The following is a 24,852-nucleotide window of genomic DNA, read 5'->3' on the forward strand; positions in this document are numbered from 1 at the left end:
GCCTGTCCCTTAAGGTAGGGCGCGAATAGACAACCGGCCGGCCCAAGAACCCTTGGGACTCGACCCAAGACGGACGCCTATGAACCCGAATTTTCTAGATTTCGAACAGCCGATCGCCGACCTGCAAGCCAAGATCGAAGAGTTGCGCTTGGTCGGTAATGACAATTCGCTGAATATCGGCGATGAGATCTCCCGCCTGCAGGACAAGAGCAAAACGCTGACCGAAGACATCTTCGGCAAGCTGACCAGCTGGCAGATCGCACGTCTGGCGCGTCACCCGAAACGTCCGTATACCCTGGACTACATCGAACACATCTTCACCGAGTTCGACGAACTGCACGGTGACCGTCACTTCTCGGACGACGCTGCCATCGTTGGTGGCATTGCACGTCTGGACGACAAGCCGGTGATGATCATCGGCCACCAGAAAGGCCGTGAAGTGCGCGAGAAAGTTCGCCGCAACTTCGGTATGCCGCGTCCGGAAGGCTACCGCAAGGCGTGCCGCCTGATGGAAATGGCCGAACGTTTCAAAATGCCGATCCTGACCTTCATCGACACCCCGGGCGCTTACCCTGGCATCGACGCTGAAGAGCGCAACCAGAGCGAAGCGATTGCCTGGAACCTGCGTGTCATGGCTCGCCTGAAAACCCCAATCATCGCCACCGTGATCGGTGAGGGTGGTTCCGGTGGTGCACTGGCGATCGGTGTCTGCGACCAGCTGAACATGCTGCAATACTCGACCTACGCGGTGATCTCGCCGGAAGGTTGCGCTTCGATTCTGTGGAAAACCGCCGAGAAAGCGCCGGATGCCGCAGAAGCGATGGGCATTACCGCCGAGCGCCTCAAGGGCCTGGGCATCGTGGACAAGGTGATTGGCGAGCCATTGGGCGGCGCGCACCGTGACCCGGCTGCCGCAGCCGCATCGATCCGCGCCGAACTGAGCTCGCAACTGGCGATGCTCAAGAAGTTCGATAACAATGCGCTGTTGAAGCGTCGTTATGATCGACTGATGAGCTACGGTCTCTGATCGAATACCGATTCGGCCAGCGACGCAAACCACTGTGGGAGCGAGCTTGCTCGCGATGAGGGGATGACAGTCGACGAGTATGTTGAATGTCAGGCCGCTATCGCGAGCAAGCTCGCTCCCACATTTGATTTGTGCATAGGAGGCAGATATGGGGCGGTCCGCATTTGATTTGCCTTCCAGGCTTTTGCTGAATCTGAAACCATGGCGCAATGCTGCGACCTGGCGCATTGCCTTCTCCGGCGGCCTTGACTCCACTGTCCTGCTGTACCTTCTGGCAACACTCTCCAAAACTGAATCCCTGCCGGCGCTGAGCGCCATCCATGTCCATCATGGCCTTCAAGCCGTGGCCGGTGCGTGGCCGGAACATTGTCGTGCCGTGTGCACTGCGCTGGGTGTGCCGCTGCAAGTGGTTCGCGTGCAGGTGCAGCCGGGTGCCAGCCTTGAACGTGCAGCCCGGGATGCGCGTTATCAGGCCTTCACTGAAACCGTTCAGGACAACGAAGTGCTACTGACGGCCCAGCACCGCGACGATCAGGCGGAAACCCTGCTGTTTCGCTTGTTGCGCGGAGCCGGGGTGCGTGGATTGTCCGGGATGCCGCGTCAGCGCCCGTTGGGCAAGGGGCATCTGCTGCGGCCATTGCTTGATGTCACGCGGGCTGAACTGGAGGCTTATGCCAATGAGCATGGCTTGAGCTGGATCGAAGATCCCTCGAACCAGGATCGGCAGTACTCGCGCAATTACCTTAGGCATCAAGTCTTCCCCGTGCTGATCCAGCGCTGGCCGCAAGCGGTGGCGACCATGGCCCGCAGCGCGGCGCATTTGACTGAAGCGCAGGGGCTGCTCGAAGAACTGGCGGAATTGGATCTGCATAAGGCCAGTTCTGCCAGTGAGTTCGCTTGGCTGGGATTGCGATCCCTTGAACTGGCGCCCCTTGCGCAATTGTCTGATGCCCGGCAGCGCAACGCCTTGAGTCATTGGCTCGGACCGTTGAGCCGCTTGCCGGATACTGACCATTGGTCGGGTTGGGAGGACTTGCGCGATGCCACCGGTGATGCCTGCCCGGTGTGGCGGCTGGCCGATGGCGAACTGCATCGGTCGGACGGGCGGATCTGGTGGCTGTCCGGCCACTGGATGCGGCCTCTGCCCGTCGCCGGGGCGTGGCTGGATCCGGCGTCACCGCTGGCTATCCCGGGCAATGGAATGCTTTGGCTCACCGGCCAAATCCCCGATGGCCCGCTGCATATCCGCTATCGTGAAGGGGGAGAGATCATGGCATTGCCAGGCCGCGGCCATCGGGACTTGAAACGTTTGCTCAATGAAAGCGCTGTACCGTCCTTCGTACGCGGCAGATTGCCGCTGCTCTACAAAGACGGGCAACTGCTGGCGGTAGCGAACCTCAAGGGGCTCGATGGTGGTGCACTCGGCGACTGGCATTTGCATTGGCGGCCACTGAACGAAGATCAAGGTTTGAGCTGAAAGGGGCTTTCCGGTAGACTACGCTCCCTTCTTGATACAACTTCTGTGGATTCGCCTGAATTGCAGGAGTTGCCGATTACCAAGCAGTCTTTGCTGGGCGATTCCAAAAAATGTGTAGCGAGCAACGAACCGGTGTTTCATTTTCCGGTCTGTCCCAACGCGGCGGTTTTTTTGAAAGGTGCACTGTGATTAATGCAGGTGATCGGGGGCTTCGGCCTTCCTTCGCTTTCCCCGGCGGCTCGGACCGCTTTAACGCAGACTTCTAGGGTTTTTCATGACGCGCTACATATTCGTCACGGGCGGTGTTGTTTCTTCATTGGGGAAAGGCATTGCATCGGCATCATTGGCGGCCATCCTGGAGGCGCGGGGACTTAAGGTCACCATGCTGAAGCTGGACCCGTACATCAACGTCGACCCGGGCACCATGAGCCCGTTCCAGCACGGTGAAGTGTTCGTCACCCACGACGGCGCCGAGACCGACCTGGACCTGGGCCACTACGAGCGGTTCATCCGCACGACCATGACCCAGAACAACAACTTCACCACCGGCCGTGTCTACGAACACGTCCTGCGCAAGGAGCGCCGTGGTGACTACCTGGGCGCAACCATCCAGGTGATCCCGCACATCACCGACGAAATCAAGCGCCGCATCATCAAGGGCGCGGGCGATGCTGACGTGGCAATGGTCGAGATCGGTGGCACCGTGGGTGACATCGAGTCGCAACCGTTCCTCGAAGCCATCCGCCAGCTGCGTTTCGAAGTCGGCGCCAAGCGCGCGATGCTGATGCACCTGACTCTGGTGCCGTACATCGCCACTGCCGGCGAAACCAAGACCAAGCCTACCCAGCACTCGGTGAAGGAACTGCGTTCCATCGGTCTGCAGCCAGATGTGCTGGTGTGCCGCTCCGATCACCCGATCGATATTTCCTCGCGTCGCAAGATTGCGCAGTTCACCAACGTTGAAGAACGTGCGGTGATCGCGCTGGAAGACGCCGACACCATCTACAAGATCCCGGGCATCCTGCACTCCCAGGGCCTGGATGATTTCGTCGTCGAGCGTTTCGGCCTGCAATGCGGCGGTGCCGATCTGTCCGAGTGGGAAGCAGTGGTCGACGCCAAGCTCAACCCTGAGCACGAAGTCACCATCGCCATGGTCGGCAAGTACATGGAGCTGCTGGACGCCTACAAGTCGCTGATCGAAGCGATGAGTCATGCCGGCATCAGCAACCGTACCAAGGTCAACCTGCGCTACATCGATTCCGAAGACATCGAAAACCAGGGCACCGCGCTGCTCGAAGGCGTCGACGCCATCCTGGTACCGGGCGGCTTCGGTCTGCGTGGCGTTGAAGGCAAGATCACTGCCGTTCAATACGCTCGCGAAAACAAGGTTCCGTACCTGGGTATCTGCCTGGGCATGCAAGTGGCCGTTATCGAGTTCGCACGTAACGTGATGGGCTGGAAAGACGCCAACTCCACCGAGTTCGATCGTGCAAGCGGTCACCCGGTCGTGGGCCTGATCACCGAGTGGGAAGATGCCACCGGCGCTGTCGAAACCCGCACCGAAACCTCCGATCTGGGCGGCACCATGCGTCTGGGCGCGCAGGATTGCCTGCTGGAGCCGGGTTCCCTGGTCCACGGTTGCTACGGCAAGGACGTGATTGTCGAGCGTCATCGTCATCGCTATGAAGTGAACAACAACCTGCTGCCGCAAATCATGGAGGCTGGCTTGAAAATCTCCGGTCGTTCCGGTGATGGCGCACTGGTCGAAGTGGTTGAAGCACCGGATCATCCATGGTTCGTGGCTTGCCAGTTCCACCCTGAGTTCACCTCGACGCCACGCGACGGTCACCCGCTGTTCAGCGGTTTCGTCAAGGCAGCGTTGGCTCAACACCAGAAGAAGGCGTAACCCCGATGGCACAGAAGATCATCCGCGTCGGCGACATCGAGATTGCCAACGACAAGCCCATGGTGCTGTTCGGCGGCATGAACGTGCTGGAAAGCCGTGACATGGCCATGCAGGTTTGCGAAGAGTATGTGAAGGTCACCGAAAAGCTCGGTATCCCTTACGTGTTCAAGGCCAGTTTCGACAAGGCCAACCGGTCTTCTGTGACCTCCTATCGTGGTCCTGGCCTGGAAGAAGGCATGCGCATCTTCCAGGACATCAAGCAAGCCTTCGGCGTGCCGATCATCACCGACGTCCACGAACCGGACCAGGCCGCGGTCGTCGCTGAAGTCTGCGACATCATCCAGTTGCCGGCCTTCCTGTCGCGCCAGACCGACCTCGTGGTCGCGATGGCCAAGACCGGCGCTGTGATCAACATCAAGAAAGCCCAGTTCCTCGCGCCTCAGGAAATGAAACACATCCTGAACAAATGCGTGGAAGCGGGTAACGATCAGTTGATCCTCTGCGAGCGTGGTTCGAGCTTCGGCTACAACAACCTGGTCGTCGACATGCTTGGCTTTGACATCATGAAGCAGTTCGAATACCCGGTGTTCTTCGACGTGACCCACGCGCTGCAAATGCCTGGTGGTCGCTCCGATTCGGCCGGCGGTCGTCGCGCCCAGGTCCTCGACCTGGCAAAAGCCGGTATGAGCCAGTCCCTGGCTGGCCTGTTCCTGGAAGCCCACCCGGATCCGGACAACGCCAAATGCGACGGTCCTTGCGCCTTGCGCCTGGACAAACTGGAGCCATTCCTGGCCCAGCTCAAGGCTTTGGACGAACTGGTGAAGAGTTTTCCGACGGTAGAAACCGCGTAATCTTCAATTCTCCGGTAAAGTACCGCACGATTTAATGCCCAGGCCCTCGGGCCTGAGCCTTGTCGTCTGCAAGACTGCCCGCTGCACCTCACTTGCCGACGATCAAAGATTTCCTACAGCTGCGTCGTTTTCGTCAACTTTGGAGTGTTTACAACAATGGCTAAAATCGTCGACATCAAAGGTCGTGAAGTTCTCGACTCCCGTGGCAATCCCACCGTGGAAGCGGACGTGCTTCTCGACAACGGCATCATCGGCAGTGCCTGCGCGCCGTCCGGTGCTTCCACTGGCTCGCGTGAAGCGCTCGAGCTGCGTGATGGCGACAAGAGCCGTTACCTGGGCAAGGGCGTTCTGAAGGCCGTAGCCAACATCAATGGTCCGATCCGCGACCTGTTGAAAGGCATGGATCCAAGCGACCAGAAAGCGCTCGATCTGGCAATGATCAAGCTCGACGGTACTGAAAACAAAGGTTCCCTGGGCGCCAACGCGATCCTCGCCGTTTCCCTGGCCGCGGCCAAGGCAGCAGCACAGGACCAGGACCTGCCGCTGTACGCTCACATCGCCAACCTGAACGGCACCCCGGGTGTCTACTCGATGCCGGTTCCGATGATGAACATCATCAACGGTGGCGAGCACGCCGATAACAACGTCGACATCCAGGAATTCATGGTTCAGCCGGTTGGTGCCAAGTCTTTCTCGGAAGGCCTGCGCATGGGCACCGAGATTTTCCACCACCTCAAGGCTGTACTGAAGGCCCGTGGCCTGAGCACTGCCGTGGGTGACGAAGGTGGTTTCGCACCGAACCTGGCTTCCAACGAAGACGCTTTGAAAGTGATCTCCGAAGCCGTGGCCAACGCCGGTTACAAACTGGGTACCGACGTGACCCTGGCTCTGGACTGCGCAGCCAGCGAATTCTACGAAGACGGCAAGTACAACCTGTCCGGCGAAGGCCAGGTGTTCACCGCCGAAGGTTTCGCTGATTACCTGAAAGGTCTGACCGAGCGTTACCCGATCATCTCCATCGAAGATGGCCTGGACGAGTCCGACTGGGCTGGCTGGAAGATCCTCACCGACAAGATCGGCGAGAAGACCCAGCTGGTAGGCGACGACCTGTTCGTCACCAACACCAAGATCCTGAAAGAAGGCATCGACAAAAAGATCGCCAACTCGATCCTGATCAAGTTCAACCAGATCGGTACCCTGACCGAAACCCTGGAAGCCATCCAGATGGCCAAGGCTGCCGGTTACACTGCCGTGATCTCGCACCGCTCCGGCGAAACCGAAGATTCGACCATTGCCGACCTGGCCGTGGGCACCTCGGCTGGCCAGATCAAGACCGGCTCCCTGTGCCGTTCCGACCGCGTTTCCAAGTACAACCAACTGCTGCGTATCGAAGAGCAGTTGAACGGCAAAGCCAAGTACAACGGTCGCAGCGAGTTCCGCGGCTGATTGTTAAATGGTAAATAGTCAGCGGATTGTGTCGAAAAAATCGCAACGGCGACGTTTTTTGCCACTAATCTGATGCCTTATATGCACAAGCCTGGTTCTTCCAGGCTTCGTGCTATCAGAAGCTTCACGTTTTGGCATGGCTGTCTTTTTTCACTGGATACCTGATATTCGATGCGCAGTCCCAATTGGTTGTTCCTCGTCTTGCTCCTGCTGCTGGCTGGCCTGCAGTACCGTCTGTGGGTGGGTAATGGCAGCCTGGCGCAAGTGGCCGAGTTGACTCAGCAGATTGCCGATCAGCAAGCTGAGAACCAGGCGTTGCTGGAGCGCAACCGGGTGATGGACGCCGAAGTCAGTGAGTTGAAAAAGGGCATGGAGACCGTCGAAGAGCGGGCTCGCCATGAGTTGGGCATGGTCAAGGATGGTGAAACCCTTTACCAGCTGGCCCAATGATTAATTCGTTACCGGCCTTCTGGGCCGTGATTCCTGCCGCGGGCATCGGTGCCCGTATGGCCGCGGACCGTCCCAAGCAATACCTGCAACTGGGCGGGCGCACTATTCTCGAACACAGCCTTGGCTGTTTCCTTGACCACCCATGCCTGAAAGGTCTGGTGGTCAGTGTTGCTGTTGACGATCCTTATTGGCCGAACCTGGCGTGTGCGAATGATCCGCGTATTGCCCGGGTCGAGGGCGGCGCCGAACGTTCCGGCTCGGTGCTCAATGCCTTGCTGCATTTGCATGCGCAGGGTGCCGACGATGAGGATTGGGTACTGGTTCACGATGCCGCGCGGCCGAACCTCAGTCGTGACGATCTGGACAAATTGCTGGCTGAACTGGCTGATGATCCTGTGGGCGGGCTATTGGCGGTTCCGGCGCGGGATACGCTCAAGCGGGTCGACAAACACGGTCGTGTGGTCGAAACCGTGGACCGCAGTGTGATCTGGCAGGCCTACACGCCGCAGATGTTTCGCCTTGGGGCGTTGCATCGCGCACTGGCTGACAGTCTGGTGGCCGATGCCGTTATTACCGACGAAGCCTCGGCGATGGAGTGGGCAGGTTTGGCACCACGGCTGATCGAAGGGCGGTCCGATAACCTCAAGGTTACGCGTCCTGAGGATCTTGAATGGTTGAGACAGCGTTGGGCTAATCGTCGCTAGTAGATCGCAGCCTGCGGCAGCTCCTACAAAGATCGATTACGTATCACCTGAAGTCCTGTAGGAGCTGCCGCAGGCTGCGATCTTTTGATCTTAAATCCTGTACTCGGGCCTTTGAGCCAACCCCTCCTTCAAAAAGTCCACCAACTTGCGCACCTTCGGCGACAAATGCCGCTGCTGCGGATACAGCGCCCAAACCGCCGTATTCGGTGGTTGATGCGCCTCCAGCAGTGAAATCAACGCGCCACTTTTCAGGTGCTCCAGCACGTAATAATCCGGCAGTTGACACAATCCGACGCCTTGCAGCGCCGCGTCCAGTACCGCTTGCCCACTGTTGCAACGCCAGTTTCCCTGGACCCTTTGCGAAAATTCCCGTCCGTTCTGTTCCAGTTGCCACAGGTCCGAACTGCCGATTAGGCAGTTGTGGCGGCTCAGTTCCGACAGGCTGTGCGGGCGACCGTAGCGCTCAAGGTAGGAGGGCGATGCACAGAGAAACATGCGGCGCGGTGCGAGGCGGGTGGCGACCAGCCGTGAATCCTGTAAGCGCCCGAGGCGAATCGCCAGGTCGAGGCCTTCGTGTACCAGCTCAAGCTGGCGATTGGTCAATTCGATGTCGATACGCAGTTGCGGATACAGTCCCATGAAGCGGGTCACCAGCGGCACGATGAAACGCTCGCCGTAAGCCACGGCGCAGGTCATGCGCAGCATGCCCTTGGGTTCGCTGGTCAGGTCACCGACCGCGCGCAACGCCTCTTCGCGGCCGTCCTGTAAACGCTGGCAATGTTGCAGGAAGGTTTGCCCGGCTTCGGTCAGCGTGACCCGACGGGTACTGCGGTAGAGCAAACGAGTCTGCAAGCGCTCTTCCAGGCGTACGATTTGTCGACTGACGTGTGAGGAAGAAACGCCCAGCCGTTCTGCAGCGGCGGTGAACTGGCTGCATTCGGCAACGGCGACAAACTCGTCGATCCCTTCCCAGCGATTTTCGGACATCGAAGATTATCCCTGTACAGCAATAATATTTTGCATTTACATCGATTATTCATCGTTGAGCCATGTATTACACTCCCTGTCTCGTTTTTATTCACTGGAGAGTCATCATGATCAAGTCGCGCGCCGCCGTTGCCTTCGAGGCCAAGAAGCCCCTTGAAATCGTTGAAGTCGATGTCGCCATGCCCAAGGCCGGCGAAGTCTTGCTGCGCGTGGTGGCCTCCGGTGTTTGCCATACCGATGCCTACACATTGTCAGGCGCAGATCCGGAAGGCATTTTTCCGTCAATTCTCGGCCACGAAGGTGGTGCGATCGTGGAAGCGATTGGCGAGGGCGTGACCTCCGTTGCGGTCGGCGATCATGTGATCCCGCTGTACACCCCGGAATGCCGCCAGTGCAAATTCTGCCTGTCGGGTAAAACCAACCTCTGCCAGGCGATTCGCGCGACCCAGGGCAAAGGCCTGATGCCGGACGGCACTTCGCGTTTTTCCTACAAGGGCCAGCCGATTTTCCATTACATGGGCACTTCCACTTTTTCGGAGTACACCGTGCTGCCGGAAATTTCCGTGGCGAAAATTGCCAAGCAAGCACCGCTGGAAAAAGTCTGCCTGCTGGGCTGCGGCGTTACCACCGGCATTGGTGCAGTGCTCAACACCGCCAAGGTGAAACCGGGTGATACCGTGGCCATTTTCGGCCTCGGCGGCATCGGTCTGTCCGCTGTCATCGGCGCCGTAAAAGCCAAGGCTGCCCGCATCATCGCCATCGACATAAACCCGGCCAAATTCGAGATCGCCAAACAGCTGGGCGCAACCGACTGCGTGAACCCGAAAGAATTCGATCGTCCGATCCAGGAAGTCATCGTCGACATGACTGATGGCGGGGTCGATTTTTCCTTCGAGTGCATCGGCAATGTGCAGCTGATGCGCGCGGCACTGGAGTGCTGCCACAAGGGCTGGGGCGAGTCGGTCATCATCGGCGTTGCCGGTGCCGGCCAGGAAATCTCGACCCGTCCGTTCCAGTTGGTCACCGGTCGCGTCTGGCGGGGTTCGGCGTTCGGCGGTGTGCGCGGCCGTACCGAGTTGCCAAGCTATGTGGAGATGGCCGAGACCGGTGAGATTCCGCTGGATACCTTCATCACCCACACCATGGGCCTGGAAGATATCAACAAGGCGTTTGACCTGATGCACGAAGGAAAAAGCATCCGCTCCGTCATCCATTTCTGAGGTCCGCCATGAGCCTGGAAAACATCTCCTGCCAGAAAAGCTTCGGCGGCTGGCACAAGCGCTATCGCCATCGCTCGGAAGTGCTCGGCTGCGACATGGTGTTTGCCGTGTACCTGCCGCCGCAGGCGGAGCAGGGCGGCAAGCTGCCGGTGCTGTACTGGATGTCCGGCCTGACCTGTACCGATGAGAACTTCATGCAAAAGGCCGGCGCCATGCGCATGGCCGCCGAGCTGGGGCTGATCATCGTCGCACCGGATACCAGCCCTCGCGGTCCTGAAGTGCCGGGCGATCCGGATGGCGCCTGGGACTTTGGCCTCGGCGCCGGTTTTTACCTGAATGCCACCCAGGAACCGTGGTCGCGGCATTATCGGATGCATGACTATGTCGTGCAGGAATTGCCGACATTGGTCGAAGCCCATTTCCCAGCGTCGGACAAGCGCGGTATCAGCGGACATTCCATGGGCGGCCACGGTGCGCTGGTCTGTGCCTTGCGCAATCCGGGGCGTTATCAGTCGGTGTCGGCGTTCTCGCCGATCAACAATCCGATGGATTGCCCGTGGGGGCAGAAGGCCTTCTCCCGCTTTCTGGGAGAGGACCGTTCGAAATGGCGCGAATGGGATGCCTGCGCGTTGATTGCCGAGGTCGATGAAAAGCTGCCGCTGTTGGTCGACCAGGGTGATCGCGACGATTTCCTCGCCAACCAGCTCAAGCCGGAAGCCTTGCAGCAGGCGGCCAAACAGGCGGGTCACCCATTGACGTTGCGTCTGCAACCGGGCTACGACCACAGCTATTTCTTCATTGCCAGTTTCATCGATGAGCACTTGCGGCATCACGCGCATGCTCTGGTTGGCTAATGCAGGTAGAATCACGCCCTGACAAAAATCGGGGCGTTTTTTTATGCGTATTGGCCACGGCTATGATGTGCACCGTTTCGCTGAAGGCGATTTCATCACTCTGGGCGGCGTGCGCATTGCACACAGCTTCGGACTGCTCGCTCACTCTGACGGTGACGTCCTCCTGCACGCCTTGAGCGATGCCTTGCTTGGCGCCGCGGCACTGGGCGACATCGGCAAGCATTTCCCGGATACCGACCCGAAATTCAAGGGTGCCGACAGCCGTGCGCTGTTGCGTCACGTCGTCGCACTGGTTCATGCCAAAGGCTGGAAAGTCGGTAACGTCGATAACACCATCGTCGCCCAGGCGCCGAAAATGGCCCCGCATATCGAATCGATGCGCGCGCTGATTGCCGCGGATCTTCAAGTAGAGTTGGATCAAGTGAACGTGAAAGCTACCACCACCGAAAAGCTCGGCTTTGTCGGTCGCGAAGAAGGCATTGCCGTGCACTCCGTTGCCTTGTTGCTGCGCGCATGAACGAACTGCAATTGCTCGGCCCGCGGGCTTACGGTGAGGCCCTCGGCACGGCGGTCCTGAAAGCGATCGCGGAAGATTTCCAGGTCGACGAAGTCCTCGACATTCCCCTAAGCGGCGAAGGCGAACACCTGTGGATCTGGGTGGAAAAGCGCGGCCTCAATACTGAAGAAGCGGCGCGACGGATTGCCAAGGCTGCCGGCGTGCCATTGCGCACCGTCAGTTATGCCGGGCTCAAGGACCGTCAGGCGTTGACTCGCCAGTGGTTCAGCGTGCAACTGCCAGGCAAGGCCGACCCTGATCTGTCAGCGGCAGAAAACGATACGCTGAAGATCCTCAAGACCGCCCGCCACAAGCGCAAACTGCAACGCGGTGCCCACTCGGCCAATGGTTTTACGTTGCGCCTGACGCAATTTTCCGGCGACAAGGTCGCGCTTGAAGAGCGTCTGCAATTGATCGCCAAACAAGGCATCCCCAATTATTTCGGCGCCCAGCGTTTCGGTCATGACGGCGGCAACGTCATCGATGCTCGCGCCTGGGCCGCGCGCAAGGCCTTGCCGGAGCAGCGCAACGTGCGCTCGCGTCTGCTCTCCGCGGCGCGCAGTTTTCTGTTCAATCAGGTGCTGGCCGCACGAGTTGCCGATGGCACCTGGCAGCGTGCCCAGGTGGGCGATCTGCTGGCGTTCACCGACAGCCGCAGCTTTTTCCCGGCAGGCGAAGCCGAGTGCAGCGACCCGCGCCTGGCGATTCTCGATCTGCATCCGACCGGTCCGCAGTGGGGCGAAGGTGACTCGCCGGCCACGGGCGTTGTCCATGAACTGGAGCAGGCCATCGCCGCACGCGAAGCGGATTTGCGTGACTGGTTGATCAACGCCGGAATGAGCCACGAACGTCGCATCCTGCGGCTGCCCATTGGCGGGTTGACGTGGCATTATCCCTCGCTGGACATTCTGCAACTGGAATTCGTCCTGCCGGCCGGATGCTTCGCCACCGTATTGGTGCGCGAGCTTGTTGATCTGGTGCCGGTGGGGCAGACGGACAGCCCATGCGTATTCTGATTTCTAACGACGATGGGGTAACAGCACCCGGTCTCGCCGCGCTTTATGCTGCGCTGGCGGATTACACCGAGTGCGTGGTTATCGCCCCGGACCAGGACAAGAGCGGCGCCAGCAGTTCGCTGACGCTCGACCGTCCGTTGCACCCGCAAATCCTGGCCAACGGCTTTATCAGCCTCAATGGCACGCCAACCGATTGTGTGCACCTGGGCCTCAACGGCCTGCTGGAGCGCGAAGCGGACATGGTGGTTTCCGGTATCAACCTGGGCGCGAACCTGGGGGACGATGTCCTGTATTCCGGTACAGTGGCGGCGGCCCTTGAGGGGCGTTTCCTGAAACACCCTTCCTTTGCCTTTTCGCTGGTCTCACGCCAGGTAGATAACCTTCCCACGGCTGCCCATTTCGCGCGCAAACTGGTTGAAGCCCATGCTGATCTGGATCTGCCACCGCGTACGGTACTGAACGTGAACATTCCCAATTTGCCGCTGGACCGTATCCGCGGTATCCAGCTGACTCGCCTGGGCCATCGCGCCCGAGCCGCGGCACCGATGAAAGTGGTGGATCCGCGGGGCAAGTCCGGTTATTGGATCGCCGCGGCCGGGGATGCCGAAGATGGCGGCCCGGGTACCGATTTCCATGCAGTGATGCAGGGTTATGTTTCGATCACGCCGCTGCAACTGGATCGCACCTTCAATGATGCCTTCAGAAGTCTGGACGGCTGGCTGGAGGGGTTGCGCTGATGGGTCGCGAACAAGACGATATGCTGCGCCGCGGCATCGGCATGACCTCCCAGCGAACTCGGGAGCGGCTGATCCAGCGCCTGTACGAAGAAGGCATCTCCAACGCCAGGGTGCTGGAGGTCATTCGCCGGACCCCGCGCCATCTGTTCGTCGACGAAGCGCTGGCGCACCGTGCCTATGAAGACACCGCGCTGCCGATTGGCAACAACCAGACCATCTCCCAGCCTTATATGGTGGCGCGCATGAGCGAGCTGCTGCTGGAGGCCGGTCCCCTCGACAAGGTGCTGGAGATCGGTACCGGGTCGGGTTATCAGACGGCGGTGCTGTCGCAACTGGTCGAGCGTGTGTTCTCGGTCGAGCGTATCAAGGTTCTGCAGGATCGGGCAAAGGAACGTCTGGTCGAACTGAACCTGCGCAACGTGGTGTTCCGCTGGGGCGATGGCTGGGAGGGCTGGCCGGCACTGGCACCGTACAACGGGATTATCGTCACCGCAGTGGCGACCGATGTGCCCCAGGCACTGCTTGACCAGTTGGCACCGGGAGGCCGGATGGTGATCCCGGTCGGGGCCGGCGAAGTCCAGCAATTGATGCTGATCATCCGCGAGGAACAAGGTTTTTCCAGGCATGTCCTGGGGGCTGTGCGCTTCGTGCCATTGCTCAATGGGCCACTGGCCTGAGCATTTGTTTCGGCACGCTGAATTCTCTTCGATTGCCTTTGTCTTACAGCGGCATCGTTGTGTTAAACGGGATTCATCGTCAGGCAGCAAACGTGTGCGCGACACCGATTCGCCACATTAAAGGTAAAGCGGGCACGGCCCGTTATACTTGCGACAGTTCATTACCGGACTCCGGTATTTCACATTTTCAGCCACCACAGAGGGAGCGGCGGGTGAGTCTCACAGTCATTGCGCAGCGTATGAGTAAAACGAGCTTTCAGCGCCTGGTGACTGGCCTTGTCTTGAGCACGTTGCTGGTCGGTTGTTCCAGCAACAAGTCCAGCGATGTTCGTGTCGTCGACCGCAACAACGCCGCAACCCAGCGTCCGGCCGTGACCACCGGACAATACGTGGTTCGGCCCAAGGACACCCTGTTTTCCATTGCCTTCCGTTACGGCTGGGACTACAAGGCCCTGGCGGCACGCAACAACATTCCCGCGCCTTACACCATCCGCCCGGGTCAGACGATTCGCTTTGATGGTCGTACCGATTCAACGTCGACGGCGGTGGTCAGTTCGTCCAGCTCAACACCTTCGTCGTCGAGTAAAACCACGGTCATCCGTCGTTCGGCAAACGGTACGACCACCAGCACCACGACGGTTGTACCGTCCGTCGCGAGCAAGCCTGCACCCGCTCCGTTGCCCCCTCCCGGGCCAGCCCCGACCGGCTGGGGATGGCCATCTAATGGCATTCTGATTGGAAAATTCTCTTCAAACGGTAGTTTGAATAAAGGAATTGATATCGCCGGAGATTTGGGACAGCCTGTTTTAGCTGCGTCTGATGGGACGGTGGTATACGCCGGGAGTGGCTTAAGGGGCTACGGCGAATTAGTAATCATCAAACACAGTGAAACCTACGTCAGTGCCTACGGACATAACCGCAGGTTGTTGGTTCGGGAGGGGCAGCAGGTCAAGGTCGGACAGACAATTGCCGAAATGGGGTCAACGGGTACAGACCGGGTGAAACTGCATTTTGAGATTCGCCGCCAAGGTAAACCTGTAGATCCGCTGCAATTCCTGCCACGTCGTTGATCGCTTACCAGCCTGTTCCGTCGCGTAGAGGGGACAGGCTCCAGCGTTGCCAGGGATAAAGGCGCCGCTTGAGCTTGAGGTCGAACTCACCAAAGGACTATAACAATGGCTCTCAGTAAAGAAGTGCCGGAGTTTGACATCGACGATGAGGTTCTCCTGATGGAGAGCAGCATCGATACGGATTCGATGTCGAATGATGAAGGGGCGGCTCCACCTTCCGTTCGTGCCAAATCCAAACACTCCGCATCCTTGAAACAACACAAGTACATTGACTACACGCGGGCACTTGATGCCACGCAGCTGTATCTCAATGAAATTGGTTTCTCTCCCCTGCTATCACCCGAAGAAGAAGTTCATTTTGCGCGCCTGTCGCAAAGTGGCGATCCGGCCGGGCGCAAACGCATGATTGAAAGTAACCTGCGGCTGGTGGTGAAAATCGCCCGGCGTTACGTCAATCGTGGGCTGTCGCTGCTGGACCTGATCGAAGAGGGCAACCTCGGCTTGATCCGGGCGGTGGAGAAGTTCGATCCGGAACGCGGTTTCCGCTTCTCGACCTATGCGACCTGGTGGATTCGCCAGACCATCGAGCGCGCAATCATGAATCAGACCCGGACCATCCGGCTGCCGATTCATGTGGTCAAGGAGCTGAATGTGTACCTGCGGGCCGCGCGGGAGCTGACGCAAAAACTCGACCATGAACCCTCACCCGAAGAAATCGCCAACCTGCTGGAAAAACCGGTGGGAGAGGTCAAGCGCATGCTTGGCCTTAACGAACGGGTTTCTTCGGTCGACGTCTCGCTGGGTCCGGATTCGGATAAAACCCTGCTCGATACCCTGACTGACGACCGTCCAACCGATCCATGCGAACTGTTGCAGGACGATGACCTGTCCCAGAGCATCGATCAATGGCTCTCGGAACTGACCGACAAGCAACGCGAAGTGGTCATACGCCGCTTTGGCCTGCGCGGTCATGAAAGCAGCACCCTTGAAGACGTAGGCCTGGAAATCGGCCTGACCCGCGAGCGGGTCAGACAGATTCAGGTGGAAGGCTTGAAGCGGCTACGCGAGATCCTGGAAAAAAATGGTCTGTCGAGCGAGTCGCTGTTCCAATAAGGCACTCACTGCTCAGGCAATGAAACCCCCGACTGGTTCGGGGGTTTTTATTGCCTGAGCAGAAGACCGAATCCTCTCGGAATTTTGGTTTCGTGCTGTAAGCCCAGGCTTACACTTGCGTAAGTGTTCGTTATTTTTACACCCTGGCAATCGTCCATGTTGAACGTTTTGTGTGTTCATCTTTTTGATTTATATAACTATTTTTTATTATTAATGACGTGTGACAGTTGGAATTCGCGCCAAGGGGCCATTGATCCCGCAGGGGAACACTCTAGTATTGAGGTTGTGTCGACGGACAGACACGTCCTTCAAGGATGAGGGATATGGATATCGCAGGACGCGATTCATCAGGACGATGAAAAGGAACACAGGGAATAGGGAAAAAATGTGGGCGGGTCAAACCGCCCCTTTTTTTGCCTGCAGAAAAGCAAAAAGGCCCTTGTGGGGCCTTTTCAGAGAACGCGGGGGGTAATCAGCGCTCGAGGTCTTTGAGCTTGCTGCCTACAGATTTGTTGATGACGCGATCAAACTCTTCTGCATCAGGCATCGAATCTTTCTTCTCGGTGATGTTTGGCCAGATATCGGCCAACTCAGCGTTCAGCTCGATGAAGTTTTCCATGCCGGCCGGAACCTCATCTTCGGAGAAGATAGCCACGGCAGGGCATTCAGGTTCGCACAGCGCGCAATCGATGCACTCATCCGGGTGAATCACCAGGAAATTCGGGCCTTCGTAAAAGCAGTCCACCGGACAGACTTCTACGCAGTCGGTGTACTTGCACTTGATGCAGTTGTCGGTGACGACGAAGGTCATTTCTAATTTTCTCCTCAGGCGCGGCTTGCTGCGCCCCTTCTCGTAGGGGTCGCCAGGTTCGGGAGCGATAGTCTGCTGGCCAGGCTATTAGCCAGCAGCATCCCAAACCGCGCGAGATTCTAACAGCTTGCAAGCCGCTGCGTTAGATCCGTGTCTTTAGTGTATAGAGTATTTCGAGAGCACGACGTGGCGTCATGTTGTCCAGGTCGAGCTTGGCCAGGTCATCCAGCACCGGGTGCGGCAGGCTGGCAAACAGATCGCTTTGCTGCGGAGCCGCTGGTTTGCCCTTGGCCGGTGCCGGTGTTTCATGGGGCAGGGCGGTGTCTTCCAGGCGGCTCAAATGCTCGCGAGCACGGGTGATGACCTCGCTCGGTACGCCTGCCAGTTGCGCAACGGCCAGGCCATAACTCTGGCTGGCCGGCCCGGGCAGCACGTGGTGCAGGAACACGATGCGTTCGTTGTGCTCGGTGGCATTGAGGTGCACGTTGGCCACCAACGGCTGGGCTTCCGGCAGGACGGTCAGTTCAAAGTAGTGGGTGGCGAACAGCGTGTAGGCACGCAGGTGCGCCAGGCGCTCGGCCGCCGCCCATGCCAGGGACAGACCGTCGAAGGTGCTGGTGCCGCGCCCGACTTCGTCCATCAGCACCAGGCTGCGCTCGGTGGCGTTGTGCAGGATGTTCGCGGTTTCGCTCATTTCCACCATGAAGGTCGAACGCCCGCCGGCCAGGTCATCGCTGGAACCGATCCGGGTGAAGATGCGGTCGACCAGCGACAATTCGCAACTGGCTGCCGGCACGAAGCTGCCGATGTGCGCCAGGAGCACGATCAAGGCGATCTGGCGCATGTAGGTGGATTTACCGCCCATGTTCGGACCGGTGATCACCAGCATGCGGGTGTTGTCGTCCAGGCTCAGATCGTTGGCCACGAATGGCGTGGTCAGCACTTGTTCGACCACCGGGTGACGACCCTGGGTGATGCGCATGCACGGCTCGCTGACGAAGCGCGGGCAGTTCAAGTCGAGGTTCAGTGCTCGTTCGGCCAGGTTGCTCAAGACATCCAGCTCGGCCAGGGCGCCGGCGGTGTCCTGCAACGGTGGCAGCTGGCTGATCAGGTCTTCGAGCAACGCTTCGTAGAGCATCTTCTCGCGGGCCAGGGCGCGGCTCTTGGCTGATAGTGCCTTGTCTTCGAACGCCTTGAGTTCCGGCGTAATGAAACGCTCGGCGCCTTTGAGCGTCTGGCGGCGAATGTAGTCGGCCGGTGCCGATTCCGCCTGCTTGCTTGGCAGCTCGATGAAGTAACCGTGGATGCGGTTATAGCCGACCTTCAGGTGCGACAGGCCGGTGCGAGCCTTTTCCCGTGCCTCGAGGTCGATCAGGAATTGCCCGGCGTTTTCGCTCAGCGACTGCAAATCGTCGAGTTCGCTGTCGTAGCCGGTTTTCAACACGCCGCCATCACGAATGACGGCGGGCGGGTTGTCGATGATGGCTTTTTCCAGCAGTGCCGCCAGTTCCGGGTAGGTGCTGGTGATGGTGGCGAGTTGCTGGAGGTGCGGGGCTTCAAGCTCCGTCATTGCCACTTGCAGTTCTGGCAGGGCGCCGAGGGCGTCGCGCAAGCGGGCGAGGTCGCGGGGGCGGGCATTGCGCAGGCCGATCCGCGCAAGAATCCGCTCGATGTCGCCGATTTCCTTGAGCTGCGGTTGCAGCCTTTCGAAGCGGTAACTGTCGAGCAGGCAAGTGATCGAGCTCTGACGCGCCAACAGCACCGTCAAGTCGCGCAACGGGCGATTCAGCCAGCGGGTCAGCAGGCGACTGCCCATGGCGGTCTGGCAGCGGTCCACCACCGATTGCAGGGTGTTGTCGCGGCCGCCGGCCAGGTTGGTGTCGAGCTCCAGGTTGCGACGGCTGGCGCCATCGAGCACCACGGTGTCGTCCAGGCGCTCATGACGCAGGCTGCGCAAATGGGGCAGGGCGGTGCGTTGGGTTTCCTTGGCGTAGGCCAGCAGGCAACCGGCGGCGCCGATGGCCAGGGTCAGGTTTTCGCAGCCGAAGCCCTTGAGATCCTGAGTCGAGAATTGCTGGCACAGGCTTTTGAGCGCCGAGTCGCGTTCGAAATCCCACGGCGCGCGGCGACGCACACCGCGACGTTTTTCCGCCGGCAAGTCCTTGGGCCAGTCATCCGGGATCAGCAGCTCCACCGGGTTGACCCGCTCCAGTTCCGCCAGCAGGTTTTCCCAGCCCTTGATTTCCAGCACGCTGAAGTTACCGCTGGTGATGTCCAGCACCGCCAGGCCGAACAGGCGCTCATCACCCAGGACTGCAGCGATCAGGTTGTCCCGACGCTCGTCGAGCAGCGCCTCGTCACTCACCGTCCCCGGTGTGATGATGCGCACGACCTGCCGCTCCACTGGCCCTTTGCTGGTGGCCGGGTCGCCGACCTGCTCGCAGATCACCACCGATTCGCCAAGCTTCACCAGTTTTGCCAGGTAACCCTCGGCGGCGTGGTAAGGAATCCCGCACATCGGAATCGCCTGGCCAGCCGACTGTCCACGGGCGGTCAGGGTGATGTCCAGCAACTTGGCGGCTTTCTTCGCGTCTTCATAGAAGATCTCGTAGAAGTCGCCCATGCGGTAGAACATCAGCTGGTCCGGGTGCTGGTTTTTCAGGCGCCAGTACTGCTGCATCATGGGGGTGTGGGAGGACAGGTCGGAGACGGCTTTATTCATCGGATTGTCAGGAAGCTCGTTGAAAGAGGTGGGGCAAAAGCGGGGCAATGGCCGGGCTTTTCCGCGATGGGCGCAAGGTTACCATGGGCGGTCTGCCCGACGCAGGCGCCACGGCCGGGTGACATCTTTTACGATGCAAAAAACGTGATATGTATCGATTATGCAAATCGGCATTGTCTTCATCGAGAAGAGCAAGCACTATGCGAGATATGCAAAAACGCAACGTGTCTACCGTATTAAGAGCATTGCTCGATCAGCACGGGATCTCCCCCACGGAGCTTCACCGTCGCACCGGCGTGCCTCAATCCACGCTCTCGCGCATTCTCAGCGGGAAGATCGTCGATCCTTCGGATAGACATATTTCGAAGATCGCCGAGTATTTCTCCTTGAGCACCGACCAGTTGCGTGGCCGCGCGGACGTCTCGTCTGCCGCTAATGCCGGGCGCGCTCCAGTGCATTCGGAACTCAAGGATATAAGTCTGTGGGATGACGATACCCCTGTCGATGACGACGAGGTGTCGGTCCCCTTTCTTCGCGAGGTTGAATTGGCCGCGGGATCAGGAAGATTCGTCATCGAAGAAAGCGAGCGCTCTAGCCTGCGCTTTGGCAAGCGAAGCCTGCGCCATAACGGTGTGCAGTTCGACCAGGCCAAATGCGTGACAGTGCGGGGCAACAGCATGTTGCCGGTACTGCGCGACGGCGCCACGGTCGGGGTCAATGCCGGCAAGTGCGGCATTGGCGATATCGTTGACGGCGACCTTTATGCAATCAATCACAACGGCCAATTGCGGGTGAAGCAGCTGTATCGCCTGCCGACCGGTATTCGCTTGCGCAGCTTCAATCGTGACGAGCATCCGGACGAGGACTACACCTTTCAGGAAGTCCAGGAGGAGCCGATTGTTATCCTCGGCCATGTCTTCTGGTGGGGCATGTACGCTCGCTAACGCCCTTGCGCTCAGATAAAAACCGCTTCCCGAGCGGTTTTTTTTCGCGTGCTGAAAACATCGGATCATCTTTCAATGCGTTAATGCATTGACTGATTATGCATCAATGCATAATCTGCTTGCCTGTCTATTCAAGAACGCGGAGTGACCGTTCACTCAAGGAGGCATGAAATGACCGTTGAGCAATATGCATTGCTGGACATGCCTCTGTGGCTGCTCATCAGTCTGCCAATACTTGGTGGCGTTACCGGTGAAATGTGGCGTGCCGATAAAGAGGGCGTTCGTGGCTGGCCCCTTGTCCGACGCCTGGGCCTGCGGTCTGGCTCCAGCATGATCTGCGGCGCCTCGGTCATCATGCTGCTGCATGCCGCCAATGTTTCCATCTGGGCTGCCTGTGCGGGTGGTTGTTTAGCGGCGATGGCCGGTACAGACGTGGTTCTAGGGTTGTATGAGCGCTGGATGGCCAAGCGTATGGGGATCGGACATCTTCCGTCCGGTGACGTCGAAGATTGATTCCCCGACAGGCCTTTTCCAGAGCCTCTGGTTCTTTACATTTTGATCGGTCCTGTCGCTTGCAAGTGCGGTCTGCTCGTGTACGGTTAACCTCATCCCGCCCGATCAGGAGATGACCGTGAACGAAATCACCCAGCTCGCCGCCGAACTCGGCAGACGCCTGCAGGTTCTCAATGCCCACGTCACCACGGCGGAGTCCTGCACCGGCGGCGGCATCGCCGAGGCAATCACCCGTATCCCCGGGAGTTCGGCCTGGTTCGAGGCCGGTTATGTCACCTACTCCAACCGGCAGAAAACCCTGCAACTGGATGTCCCGGTGGAGTTGTTCACCACCGTGGGCGCGGTCAGTCGCGAGGTGGTCGAGGCCATGGTCCGGGGGGCGCAGAAAAAAAACAGCGCGTATTTCTCCGTGGCGGTCAGTGGCATCGCCGGTCCCGATGGTGGAACGGCGAACAAGCCGGTTGGCACGGTGTGGCTGGCCTGGGGCGTCGGAGACCAGGTGTTCTGTGAACGGCAGCACTTCCCGGGTAATCGTGACGACGTCCGCCGACAAACGGTGAAGGCCGCGCTAGAGGGGCTGCTGCGGTATGCCGCGGCAGAAATCTCAAATCAGGGGTAGGCGATCCGGAATCGCTGTGGAATAATACTGGCTACTTATACAGGTGTTGGCCGTCAGGCCTTATTGATTACGTGAGGACTTTAATGGACGACAACAAGAAGAAAGCCTTGGCTGCGGCCCTGGGTCAGATCGAACGTCAATTCGGCAAGGGTGCCGTAATGCGTATGGGCGATCAGGACCGTCAGGCGATCCCGGCCATCTCCACTGGCTCTCTGGGTCTGGACATCGCTCTCGGCATCGGCGGCCTGCCAAAAGGTCGCATTGTTGAAATCTACGGTCCTGAATCTTCCGGTAAAACCACGCTGACCTTGTCCGTGATCGCCCAGGCTCAAAAAGCCGGCGCGACCTGCGCATTCGTCGACGCCGAACACGCCCTCGACCCTGAGTACGCCGGCAAGCTGGGCGTCAACGTCGACGACCTGCTGGTTTCCCAGCCGGACACCGGCGAGCAGGCCCTGGAAATCACCGACATGTTGGTGCGTTCCAACGCGGTTGACGTGATCATCGTCGACTCCGTGGCTGCCCTGGTGCCAAAGGCTGAAATCGAAGGCGAAATGGGTGACATGCACGTGGGCCTGCAAGCCCGTCTGATGTCCCAGGCGCTACGTAAAATCACCGGTAACATCAAGAACGCCAATTGCCTGGTGATTTTCATCAACCAGATCCGTATGAAAATCGGCGTGATGTTCGGTAGCCCGGAAACCACCACCGGTGGTAACGCACTGAAGTTCTACGCATCGGTTCGTCTGGACATCCGTCGTACCGGCGCGGTGAAGGAAGGTGATGAGGTCGTCGGTAGCGAAACCCGCGTCAAGGTTGTGAAGAACAAAGTGGCTTCGCCGTTCCGTCAGGCCGAGTTCCAGATTCTTTACGGCAAGGGCATCTACCTCAACGGCGAGATGATCGACTTGGGTGTTCTGCACGGTTTCGTCGAGAAGTCCGGTGCCTGGTATGCCTATGAAGGCACCAAGATCGGTCAGGGCAAGGCCAACTCGGCCAAGTTCCTGGCGGATAACCCGGAAGTCGCGGCAAAGCTGGAGAAGCAACTGCGTGACAAGCTGCTGTCCCCTTCGTCGGTAGCAGACGCCAAAGCTTCTGCGGTCAAAGAGACCGAAGACGACCTGGCTGACGCTGATATCTGATCGAAGCGATGACCGCCGTACTCGATACACTCGTCGCGGTGCGGCGAACCGCAATGGACCTGCTCGCACGGCGCGAGCACGGTCGTGTCGAGCTGACGCGTAAGCTGCGTCAGCGCGGCGCTCTCCCTGAGATGATCGAAACAGCACTCGACCGGTTGACGGAAGAGGGGTTGTTGTCCGAAACCCGTTACCTCGAAAGTTTCGTTTCCTACCGCGCCCGTTCCGGTTATGGCCCTTTACGCATTCGTGAAGAGTTGGGCCAACGTGGCCTGCAGCGCACCGATATTGAACTCGCCCTGCGTGAGAGCGGTATCGACTGGCAGGAGCAATTGATCGATACCTGGCGACGCAAGTTCTCAGGGCAATTGCCGGCAGACGCCCGGGAGCGAGCCAAGCAAGGCAGGTTCCTGGCGTACCGTGGATACTCCATGGAAATGATCAATCGCCTGTTCAGCGGTCGAGGGATGGACGATTGAACTGAAACGGCCCGCTATATCGATAGCGGGCCGTTTTTTTATGCCTCACGAAACCTTTGATGGCTCCCGGGTGCGTTGTTGCACCTGGGGTTTTGATTGTGCCCAGTTTTCCGGCAGGTTGATGTAGTCCACAAGCTCGCGCAGGCGGCCATGATTGCGGGCGTTGAAGTTGAAGACCAGCCGCACCAGATGGCTGAACTCGGCTTCGTCATGTTCCTCACTACTGTAAACGTGTTGATGGAAATGATCGCTCAGGCACAGGTCGGCGAAAGCCTGCTGCATGTGTTCGAGCGCGTGGTCGCTGAGTGTGTGATTCATGCGAATCAGGAACTGATGCTTTAGCCAGCGACTGGAGTGGAAGTTGCTGTAGAACTGGTTGATGTGCTCTACCGCTTCATCGACGTTGTAGACCAGTTTCACCAGCTTCATGTCAGTGGGCAGGATGTAGTGGTTTGCCTCCAGTTGCTGGTGGATGAAGTCCAGTGCGCCTTGCCAGAATTTGCCGCCCGGCGCGTCGAGCAGTACCACGGGCACCAATGGACTCTTGCCGGTCTGGATCAACGTCAGCACTTCCAGCGCCTCATCCAGCGTACCGAAGCCACCAGGGCACAGCACCAGGGCGTCGGCTTCCTTGACGAAGAACAGCTTGCGGGTGAAAAAGAAGTGGAAAGGCAGCAGGTTGGTCGTGCCGTCGACAGTGGGGTTGGCATGCTGCTCGAAGGGCAGGGTGATGTTGAAGCCCAGGCTGTGTGTCAGGCCGGCGCCCTCATGGGCGGCGGCCATGATGCCGCCACCGGCACCGGTAATGACCATCATGTCCGAGCGCACCAGCGCAGCACCGAGCTCTCGGGCCATGCTATAGAGCGGATGTTCCATGGGCGTGCGGGCCGAGCCGAAAACAGTGACCTTGCGTCGCCCCTTGAATTGTTCGAGCACGCGGAAAGCCTGTTCCAGTTCGCGCAGGGCTTGCAGGGTGATTTTGGCATTCCAGCGGTTGTGGTCTTCCTGGGCCATGCGCAGCACGGTCAGGATCATGTCGCGGTAGATCGGGATGTTCGGGCTGTTGGGTGAAATCAGCTTGAGTTGTTCTTCGACCTTGCTGATGAGGTCGTGGCCGCTTTCTTCAAAATGACGGCTCAGGAGGTCATTCGGTTGGTAAGGCATTCAACTTCTCCTTCTGCACAGAACCCTCGGCCCGACAACGTAAGTCGGTGCCACGACACTTCATGTGTCGCTGTCTGCCCAGGCCCATGCCTGGGCGATCTACTTGACCCGAAAGGCATCGGATCATCCAAACAGGCTCTGTTTTCCCTTGAATGAAAAAACGTTCGCACTACACGACAAGCAACGGCCAGCCCCTTTCCAGCCTTGAAGAAGTATAGGTGGATACCCTGAAATCCAGGTCTTCACAGTTATTTGCGCTGCCTTGATCATTGCGCCACAAAGTCTTTCCTGGCAACCGCTTATTGACGATTTGCAAGGTGCTTTCACCGCTCGTCTGAACGCACGTCGCATGTGCTGCACTCTGATTTAC

General features: G+C 58.9%; 24 protein-coding genes. 20 read left to right on the top strand and 4 right to left on the bottom strand.

All coding sequences use genetic code 11. The features are described from left to right. The first annotated feature begins 79 nt into the window (after positions 1–79). The 7 genes from ACMDB8_RS05305 to ispD all read left to right on the top strand — a co-directional run bounded on the left by ACMDB8_RS05305 (position 80) and on the right by ispD (position 7,861). Positions 80–1,027, top strand: a complete 948-nt coding sequence (locus ACMDB8_RS05305) for an acetyl-CoA carboxylase carboxyltransferase subunit alpha (RefSeq protein WP_008052761.1) — start codon at positions 80–82, stop codon at positions 1,025–1,027. Between the two features lie 148 nt (positions 1,028–1,175). Continuing rightward, on the top strand, positions 1,176–2,504 hold the full coding sequence (tilS, locus tag ACMDB8_RS05310) for a tRNA lysidine(34) synthetase TilS (RefSeq protein WP_056720958.1): 1,329 nt from the start codon (positions 1,176–1,178) through the stop codon (positions 2,502–2,504). Between the two features lie 274 nt (positions 2,505–2,778). Then, positions 2,779–4,410, top strand: a complete 1,632-nt coding sequence (locus ACMDB8_RS05315; RefSeq protein WP_056720956.1) for a CTP synthase — start codon at positions 2,779–2,781, stop codon at positions 4,408–4,410. Between the two features lie 5 nt (positions 4,411–4,415). After that, a complete protein-coding gene (kdsA, locus tag ACMDB8_RS05320; protein WP_409078241.1) occupies positions 4,416–5,261 on the top strand; it encodes a 3-deoxy-8-phosphooctulonate synthase in 846 nt (281 codons plus the stop codon). A 156-nt stretch (positions 5,262–5,417) separates the two neighbouring features. After that, positions 5,418–6,707, top strand: coding sequence for a phosphopyruvate hydratase (gene eno / locus ACMDB8_RS05325; RefSeq protein ID WP_056720952.1), 1,290 nt, complete (start codon positions 5,418–5,420; stop codon positions 6,705–6,707). A gap of 171 nt (positions 6,708–6,878) precedes the next feature. Continuing rightward, a complete protein-coding gene (gene ftsB / locus ACMDB8_RS05330; protein WP_007996937.1) occupies positions 6,879–7,157 on the top strand; it encodes a cell division protein FtsB in 279 nt (92 codons plus the stop codon). Beyond that, the gene (ispD, locus tag ACMDB8_RS05335; RefSeq protein WP_409078240.1) at positions 7,154–7,861 is read left to right on the top strand and encodes a 2-C-methyl-D-erythritol 4-phosphate cytidylyltransferase; all 708 of its coding nucleotides are present in this window, start codon (positions 7,154–7,156) and stop codon (positions 7,859–7,861) included. The genes ftsB and ispD overlap by 4 nt, the downstream gene beginning before the upstream one ends. A 90-nt stretch (positions 7,862–7,951) precedes the next feature. On the opposite strand, the gene ACMDB8_RS05340 is transcribed toward ispD, so the two are convergent. Next, positions 7,952–8,848, bottom strand: coding sequence for a LysR substrate-binding domain-containing protein (locus tag ACMDB8_RS05340; RefSeq protein WP_409078239.1), 897 nt, complete (start codon positions 8,846–8,848; stop codon positions 7,952–7,954). A gap of 107 nt (positions 8,849–8,955) precedes the next feature. Here ACMDB8_RS05340 and ACMDB8_RS05345 point away from each other — a divergent pair, with 107 nt between their 5' ends. The 8 genes from ACMDB8_RS05345 to rpoS all read left to right on the top strand — a co-directional run bounded on the left by ACMDB8_RS05345 (position 8,956) and on the right by rpoS (position 16,091). Continuing rightward, positions 8,956–10,068, top strand: coding sequence for an S-(hydroxymethyl)glutathione dehydrogenase/class III alcohol dehydrogenase (locus ACMDB8_RS05345; protein WP_409078238.1), 1,113 nt, complete (start codon positions 8,956–8,958; stop codon positions 10,066–10,068). Positions 10,069–10,076: 8 nt separating this feature from the next. Beyond that, complete coding sequence (fghA, locus tag ACMDB8_RS05350; RefSeq protein WP_409078237.1) at positions 10,077–10,922, top strand: S-formylglutathione hydrolase; 846 nt, start codon at positions 10,077–10,079, stop codon at positions 10,920–10,922. A 43-nt stretch (positions 10,923–10,965) separates the two neighbouring features. Further along, the gene (ispF, locus tag ACMDB8_RS05355) at positions 10,966–11,439 is read left to right on the top strand and encodes a 2-C-methyl-D-erythritol 2,4-cyclodiphosphate synthase (protein ID WP_056720941.1); all 474 of its coding nucleotides are present in this window, start codon (positions 10,966–10,968) and stop codon (positions 11,437–11,439) included. Next, positions 11,436–12,494: a tRNA pseudouridine(13) synthase TruD gene (gene truD / locus ACMDB8_RS05360; RefSeq protein ID WP_409078236.1), complete on the top strand. Its 1,059-nt coding sequence runs from the start codon at positions 11,436–11,438 to the stop codon at positions 12,492–12,494. Before ispF ends, truD begins: the two co-directional genes overlap by 4 nt. Continuing rightward, positions 12,482–13,231 (top strand): 5'/3'-nucleotidase SurE, encoded by a 750-nt coding sequence (gene surE / locus ACMDB8_RS05365; RefSeq protein WP_056720938.1) that lies wholly within the window; start codon positions 12,482–12,484, stop codon positions 13,229–13,231. Before truD ends, surE begins: the two co-directional genes overlap by 13 nt. A gap of 41 nt (positions 13,232–13,272) precedes the next feature. Continuing rightward, positions 13,273–13,908: a protein-L-isoaspartate(D-aspartate) O-methyltransferase gene (locus ACMDB8_RS05370; protein WP_172435346.1), complete on the top strand. Its 636-nt coding sequence runs from the start codon at positions 13,273–13,275 to the stop codon at positions 13,906–13,908. Positions 13,909–14,120: 212 nt separating this feature from the next. Next, positions 14,121–14,978, top strand: a complete 858-nt coding sequence (locus ACMDB8_RS05375; protein WP_082562880.1) for a peptidoglycan DD-metalloendopeptidase family protein — start codon at positions 14,121–14,123, stop codon at positions 14,976–14,978. A 105-nt stretch (positions 14,979–15,083) separates the two neighbouring features. After that, entirely contained in the window at positions 15,084–16,091 is a 1,008-nt protein-coding gene (rpoS, locus tag ACMDB8_RS05380; RefSeq protein WP_056720931.1) for an RNA polymerase sigma factor RpoS, read from the top strand. A gap of 472 nt (positions 16,092–16,563) precedes the next feature. On the opposite strand, the gene fdxA is transcribed toward rpoS, so the two are convergent. Further along, positions 16,564–16,902 carry a ferredoxin FdxA gene (gene fdxA, locus ACMDB8_RS05385; protein ID WP_056720928.1) on the bottom strand — a complete coding sequence of 113 codons (339 nt, stop codon included), beginning with the start codon at positions 16,900–16,902 and terminating at the stop codon, positions 16,564–16,566. Between the two features lie 142 nt (positions 16,903–17,044). After that, entirely contained in the window at positions 17,045–19,624 is a 2,580-nt protein-coding gene (mutS, locus tag ACMDB8_RS05390) for a DNA mismatch repair protein MutS (RefSeq protein WP_409078235.1), read from the bottom strand. Positions 19,625–19,833: 209 nt separating this feature from the next. Here mutS and ACMDB8_RS05395 point away from each other — a divergent pair, with 209 nt between their 5' ends. The 5 genes from ACMDB8_RS05395 (at position 19,834) to recX (ending at position 23,318) form a co-directional block, all read left to right on the top strand. Further along, the gene (locus ACMDB8_RS05395; protein WP_056722271.1) at positions 19,834–20,568 is read left to right on the top strand and encodes a LexA family transcriptional regulator; all 735 of its coding nucleotides are present in this window, start codon (positions 19,834–19,836) and stop codon (positions 20,566–20,568) included. 171 nt (positions 20,569–20,739) lie between these two features. After that, positions 20,740–21,081, top strand: coding sequence for a phage holin family protein (locus ACMDB8_RS05400; protein ID WP_056720923.1), 342 nt, complete (start codon positions 20,740–20,742; stop codon positions 21,079–21,081). 118 nt (positions 21,082–21,199) lie between these two features. Further along, positions 21,200–21,700, top strand: a complete 501-nt coding sequence (locus ACMDB8_RS05405; protein ID WP_056722269.1) for a CinA family protein — start codon at positions 21,200–21,202, stop codon at positions 21,698–21,700. Positions 21,701–21,783: 83 nt separating this feature from the next. Then, entirely contained in the window at positions 21,784–22,842 is a 1,059-nt protein-coding gene (gene recA / locus ACMDB8_RS05410) for a recombinase RecA (protein ID WP_046041172.1), read from the top strand. Between the two features lie 8 nt (positions 22,843–22,850). Continuing rightward, positions 22,851–23,318, top strand: a complete 468-nt coding sequence (recX, locus tag ACMDB8_RS05415; RefSeq protein ID WP_056720921.1) for a recombination regulator RecX — start codon at positions 22,851–22,853, stop codon at positions 23,316–23,318. Positions 23,319–23,363: 45 nt separating this feature from the next. Here the strand turns inward: recX and ACMDB8_RS05420 are convergent, their stop codons facing one another. Next, positions 23,364–24,482 (bottom strand): TIGR00730 family Rossman fold protein, encoded by a 1,119-nt coding sequence (locus ACMDB8_RS05420; RefSeq protein WP_056720919.1) that lies wholly within the window; start codon positions 24,480–24,482, stop codon positions 23,364–23,366. Positions 24,483–24,852 lie beyond the last annotated feature (370 nt).

This window comes from Pseudomonas monachiensis (assembly GCF_047345015.1).
GTDB classification, from domain to species: domain Bacteria; phylum Pseudomonadota; class Gammaproteobacteria; order Pseudomonadales; family Pseudomonadaceae; genus Aquipseudomonas; species Aquipseudomonas monachiensis.

Bases quoted from the DNA above. Each gene is read 5' to 3' on its own strand.
- ACMDB8_RS05305 (WP_008052761.1), top strand. From the start codon at position 80: ATGAACCCGAATTTTCTAGATTTCGAACAGCCGATCGCCGACCTGCAA.
- tilS (WP_056720958.1), top strand. From the start codon at position 1,176: ATGGGGCGGTCCGCATTTGATTTGCCTTCCAGGCTTTTGCTGAATCTG.
- ACMDB8_RS05315 (WP_056720956.1), top strand. From the start codon at position 2,779: ATGACGCGCTACATATTCGTCACGGGCGGTGTTGTTTCTTCATTGGGG.
- kdsA (WP_409078241.1), top strand. From the start codon at position 4,416: ATGGCACAGAAGATCATCCGCGTCGGCGACATCGAGATTGCCAACGAC.
- eno (WP_056720952.1), top strand. From the start codon at position 5,418: ATGGCTAAAATCGTCGACATCAAAGGTCGTGAAGTTCTCGACTCCCGT.
- ftsB (WP_007996937.1), top strand. From the start codon at position 6,879: ATGCGCAGTCCCAATTGGTTGTTCCTCGTCTTGCTCCTGCTGCTGGCT.
- ispD (WP_409078240.1), top strand. From the start codon at position 7,154: ATGATTAATTCGTTACCGGCCTTCTGGGCCGTGATTCCTGCCGCGGGC.
- ACMDB8_RS05340 (WP_409078239.1), bottom strand. From the start codon at position 8,848: ATGTCCGAAAATCGCTGGGAAGGGATCGACGAGTTTGTCGCCGTTGCC.
- ACMDB8_RS05345 (WP_409078238.1), top strand. From the start codon at position 8,956: ATGATCAAGTCGCGCGCCGCCGTTGCCTTCGAGGCCAAGAAGCCCCTT.
- fghA (WP_409078237.1), top strand. From the start codon at position 10,077: ATGAGCCTGGAAAACATCTCCTGCCAGAAAAGCTTCGGCGGCTGGCAC.
- ispF (WP_056720941.1), top strand. From the start codon at position 10,966: ATGCGTATTGGCCACGGCTATGATGTGCACCGTTTCGCTGAAGGCGAT.
- truD (WP_409078236.1), top strand. From the start codon at position 11,436: ATGAACGAACTGCAATTGCTCGGCCCGCGGGCTTACGGTGAGGCCCTC.
- surE (WP_056720938.1), top strand. From the start codon at position 12,482: ATGCGTATTCTGATTTCTAACGACGATGGGGTAACAGCACCCGGTCTC.
- ACMDB8_RS05370 (WP_172435346.1), top strand. From the start codon at position 13,273: ATGACCTCCCAGCGAACTCGGGAGCGGCTGATCCAGCGCCTGTACGAA.
- rpoS (WP_056720931.1), top strand. From the start codon at position 15,084: ATGGCTCTCAGTAAAGAAGTGCCGGAGTTTGACATCGACGATGAGGTT.
- fdxA (WP_056720928.1), bottom strand. From the start codon at position 16,902: ATGACCTTCGTCGTCACCGACAACTGCATCAAGTGCAAGTACACCGAC.
- mutS (WP_409078235.1), bottom strand. From the start codon at position 19,624: ATGAATAAAGCCGTCTCCGACCTGTCCTCCCACACCCCCATGATGCAG.
- ACMDB8_RS05395 (WP_056722271.1), top strand. From the start codon at position 19,834: ATGCAAAAACGCAACGTGTCTACCGTATTAAGAGCATTGCTCGATCAG.
- ACMDB8_RS05400 (WP_056720923.1), top strand. From the start codon at position 20,740: ATGACCGTTGAGCAATATGCATTGCTGGACATGCCTCTGTGGCTGCTC.
- recA (WP_046041172.1), top strand. From the start codon at position 21,784: ATGGACGACAACAAGAAGAAAGCCTTGGCTGCGGCCCTGGGTCAGATC.
- recX (WP_056720921.1), top strand. From the start codon at position 22,851: ATGACCGCCGTACTCGATACACTCGTCGCGGTGCGGCGAACCGCAATG.
- ACMDB8_RS05420 (WP_056720919.1), bottom strand. From the start codon at position 24,482: ATGCCTTACCAACCGAATGACCTCCTGAGCCGTCATTTTGAAGAAAGC.